Source organism: Cupriavidus phytohabitans, assembly GCF_017815025.1.
Lineage (GTDB): Bacteria > Pseudomonadota > Gammaproteobacteria > Burkholderiales > Burkholderiaceae > Cupriavidus.
In genome coordinates this window covers 1-3,953 of record NZ_JAGIQB010000137.1, presented here as the reverse complement: position 1 = coordinate 3,953, position 3,953 = coordinate 1, and the positions used below count along the sequence as shown (strand labels likewise).

Sequence of the window (3,953 nt, the reverse complement as noted above, 5' to 3'; positions counted from 1 at the left end):
ACCTGCTTGAACAACGCCTCCTGCGCTCTGCTTGAACAGGGTGCCGCCGTTCGCCCCGGGTTATTGAGCAGTTACAGATGTGGCGGATTTTTCACGAATTGCGGCCAACCCTCAGCATGGGCACGCCCGCCGAAGTGCTGCAGGCGTTCTGGCAGGAGCTGCGCGGACGCACGCGCGTCACGATCGACCACCCGGACCTGCCCGATGCGCTCAAGCAGATCGCCGCCGAGGCGGTGCAGACCATCTGGCAGTCGGCCAACGCGGCCGCGACGGCGGAGCTCGCCACGCTGCGTGCCGAAGCGCGTGACGCGGCGAATGCCGCGGAATCGGAACGCGATGCCGCGCGCGCCGACACCGCGGCCGCGCGCGAAGATGCGCTGGCGCTCTCGGCGCAGCTGGGCGAAGCGCGCCAGGCGCACGACGCGGTGCAGGCCGAACTGGCGACCGAGCGCCAGGCGCACGCGGCGACGCGGGCGCGTTGGGAAGCGGGGCGGGGGGAACTGGAGGAGGCGGGGCGCCAGCTGGTAGAGTTGCGCACCCAATTCTCGACCGAGCTGGAGCGGGCGCGCGAGGCGGTGACGCTGGCGCAGGAACGCGCCGAAGCCAGCGAGCGGCGCAGCCTGCGCGAACTGGACCAGGAGCGCACCGCGCGCCAGAAAAGCGAGCGCACGGCCGACGACCTGCGCGCCGAACTGGCGGCGGCACGCAGCGAGGCGCGCGATGCCGCCGTGGCGCAGGCGGAGGGCCGGGCCAAGCTCGAAGCGCAGGCCGCGGCGCTGACCGATCGGCTCGCGGTGGCCGAGCAGGCGCAGCGCAAGGCTACGAGCGACCTGGAGGCCGTGCAGGCGGAACTCGCGACGGCGCAGCGCCGGGCCGAGCGCGGCGAAGCGGAAACTGCCACTCCGGGAGCAGCGCCGGAAGCGAGGCGGGCCCCAAAGCGCGGTCGGAAGCCGAAAATCCTAGCTGAAGTTGCGGCTCAGGAAGTCACGACTCAAGAGCCCCCAACCCAGAAGCGCGGGCCGAAGCAGAGAACACTGCCTGGCGTGGAGGCTGCCCCGGAAGCGCCGACTCAGAAGACGAAAACCCGAAAACCGCGACAGGAGCAAAAAGCGCCTACCGCCACCCAAATCCCGTCCCAATCCTCACTGCTCGCTCAACTGGCATCTGTCAATGCGCAACTTGAGCAGTTGCGAGCCACGGAAGTGCCAAAGGTCGTGGAGGAGATTCGCCAGTGGATGCAGGAGTACGACCTCAACATTGAGGACATTGCGGGCAAGCCCAGTGTTGAGCCCGCTGCCCGCGCTGTTCCGAGCAAGACGAAGGCCGCGCCGCCTCCAAGGTACCGCAACCCCAAGACGGGCCAGACCTGGTCGGGGCGCGGTCGGGCTCCCGCATGGATTGGCAAGAAGCGCGAGCGTTTCCTCATCGATCTCTTGTCCTGAACGACAGGTTGGCGGGCGGGGCCGGTCCGCCCCAATTCTGACCAGCAAATTCGGCAGGCCGGAAGTTCGGCGGCCACTGCGCAGGAAGCCCAACGGGAAGCGCCGGGCAACGACCCGGCGGCGACAGCGCTGCCTAACAACCCGGACGAAGGCAACGACAGCAGTGACGGCAGCGATGACAGCAAAGACTGAGCGGGCGGACGCGATCCGCTGGATCCAGGCGCAGATGGACGACTACGGGCTCACCCTCGAAGAGCTCGACGCGGCGGGGTGCTTCGCGCCGCCGCCCCCACCCAAGCCACCTCCACCGCCCGCACCACCGGCGCCGGTGGTCTGCTACCGCAACGCGGAAGGGCTGACCTGGGACGGGCAGGGCGAGATACCCTCGTGGCTCAAGCGGGCGGTCCATGCGGGGCAGAGCGTGGAATTTTTCCGGGTGGGATAGGCCCGCCGAGGCATTCGGCCCTCTGTCCAATGGGGATGTGACATGGGCTAACCGACACAACCAACGACGACCCATCCATGAAAGTACACGTTTCCACCCTGTTGTGGCTCGCCGCCATTGCTAGCGGCGGCATGCTACCAACCACACCGGCGCATGCCGGAGTGTTCGACGATGACCAGGCACGCAAAACGGTCATCAACCTGCGCGACCAGTTCAACAGCTTCCAGGCCACGGCGACCCAGCGCATTGAGCAGAACAGCCGCACCACGCTCGACCTGCAGAACCAACTCGAAGGCCTACGCCAGGAGGTGGCGCGGCTACGCGGCCAGAACGAAGTGCTGCAGAACACGGTGGCGACGTTGCAGAAGCAGCAGAAGGACTATTACGCCGACCTGGATGCGCGCCTGAAGAAGTTCGAGCCGCAGCACGCTTCGGTCGAAGACCGCCAGGGCACGTCGGCGCCGGGCGAGAAGCCCGAATACGACGCCGCGCTCAAGCATTTCCAGGCGGGCGACTTCAAGAGCGCCGGGAATTCGTTCTCGTCGTTTATCAAGAAATATCCGCAGAGCTCCTACCTGCCGCTGGCGCAGTACTGGCTCGGCAACTCGCTCTACGCGCAGCGCGACTATAAGGGGTCCACCTGGGTGCTGCACAAAATGATCGATGCCAACCCGACGCATCCCAAGGTGCCGGACGCCATGATCGCGGTTGCCAATAATCAGCTCGAGTCCAGCCAGAAGGCTGCTGCGCGCAAAACGCTGGAACAAGTGGTGGCCAAGTATCCCGGTACCGAAGGCGCGCGTGCGGCGAACAACCGGTTGAAGACGCTGAAGTAAGCGCGGGCGGCTTCCAGCTGGTTCACTAGCCGCCAACTTATTTGTAAGCTCTTGATAGATAAGCCATTTCCGGGGCATACCCCCAGAAAATACGGAAAGTACTGACCCCGTCTAGAGGCGATCCCTAAGAAGGCACCAAGAAGGAGCTAAATGTGACGAACCGAGATGAACTACGCACGTTGCGGTCGATTGGCGAGATGGAGCAGGAGGCTGAGCGTCAGTTGCGCTTGCAGGCCGATGTGGCGACATTCGAGGCAAAGCTTGCCGAGGTCTCGGAGAGGCTGGAGATGCGCCTGCGAGTTGCTGCTCGAAAGGGCTATTTGGAACTCAAACTTATATGCGTTGATTCTTCGGGCCTGGTGGACCTTGGGAAGGTCTGCTGCATTGATCATCAGCGTCACAGTACTCAGGGCGGCGGGTGGAGAACTGTTAACCCATACCAAGAGAAGTCCGTCGTTCGAAACCCTGCCCTTCTTGCCCTTTGGAATCGGCTTGAGGCGATGTCATTGCAACCAATCTTCATTGAAGGCCCCTACGGTTGTCCCATCTTTGGCGTTCAGCTTCCCGATGGGGGCCCATACCCACGACGTGACTCCGCCGAAGTGACGGCGCAGCGGACAATGAATCGCATGGACGAGTGGCTCGACGAGAGTGGCGGAATCTCGTTTACGCCTGCTGCCTAGAAGCCCCCATCGATTCATGATTTCCTCCTCGGGCCACGCCGCGATTGGGCCGGCTGGCCGTCGGTGCGATGCAAAAAAGGTGGATGATGGGCCGTGCCCGTCCCAGGTCAGCCTTTCCGCGTTGCGATAGCAGACCACCGGCTCCGGTGGAGGCGCCTCCACCGCCGCGTCGAGGTCTTCCAGGGTGAGCCCGTAGTCGTCCGTCTCACCAAACAGCCCGACGAGCCAGGTTGCCGATCAGCAGTTTGCCTGCCGGCCACCCGTGTCGATCCGCTGTGCGCACCGTAAGGATGAGGTGAGGCGTCTCGCCCGCCCACACATAGTTGCTAAATGTCGCCGCCGCCGAATATGCCTGTCGCGCCGAAGTGGCAGTAGAGTTTTGTCAGCGTGAGGTGTATGGGGAAGTTCATCAATGAAGCATGAAGTTATTTCCCTGCACAACTAGGCTGAATTAGCTTTGTTCCTTTAGTCCGAACTTTGACTTCCCAAATAGCCGGAACCCGCATCGGCGCTGGGTTTCGGCTATTTTTGAGACTATTATGTAGCC

The 3,953-nt window shown here is 63.8% G+C and carries 4 protein-coding genes and 1 pseudogene; 4 read left to right on the top strand and 1 reads right to left on the bottom strand.

Features of this window, described 5'->3' with window-relative positions; genetic code table 11:
* Positions 1–77: 77 nt before the first annotated feature.
* The 4 genes from J8I34_RS35650 (at position 78) to J8I34_RS33420 (ending at position 3,406) form a co-directional block, all read left to right on the top strand.
* Positions 78–1,442 (top strand): H-NS family nucleoid-associated regulatory protein, encoded by a 1,365-nt coding sequence (locus tag J8I34_RS35650; RefSeq protein WP_371748200.1) that lies wholly within the window; start codon positions 78–80, stop codon positions 1,440–1,442.
* Between the two features lie 175 nt (positions 1,443–1,617).
* Positions 1,618–1,887 carry an H-NS histone family protein gene (locus J8I34_RS33430; protein WP_209777941.1) on the top strand — a complete coding sequence of 90 codons (270 nt, stop codon included), beginning with the start codon at positions 1,618–1,620 and terminating at the stop codon, positions 1,885–1,887.
* A gap of 77 nt (positions 1,888–1,964) precedes the next feature.
* On the top strand, positions 1,965–2,723 hold the full coding sequence (gene ybgF, locus J8I34_RS33425) for a tol-pal system protein YbgF (protein ID WP_209777939.1): 759 nt from the start codon (positions 1,965–1,967) through the stop codon (positions 2,721–2,723).
* A gap of 152 nt (positions 2,724–2,875) precedes the next feature.
* Positions 2,876–3,406: a hypothetical protein gene (locus J8I34_RS33420; RefSeq protein ID WP_209777937.1), complete on the top strand. Its 531-nt coding sequence runs from the start codon at positions 2,876–2,878 to the stop codon at positions 3,404–3,406.
* Between the two features lie 90 nt (positions 3,407–3,496).
* On the opposite strand, the pseudogene J8I34_RS35105 reads toward J8I34_RS33420, so the two are convergent.
* Positions 3,497–3,622: pseudogene (locus tag J8I34_RS35105) on the bottom strand (H-NS histone family protein); the annotation flags it as partial.
* Positions 3,623–3,953: the final 331 nt, after the last annotated feature.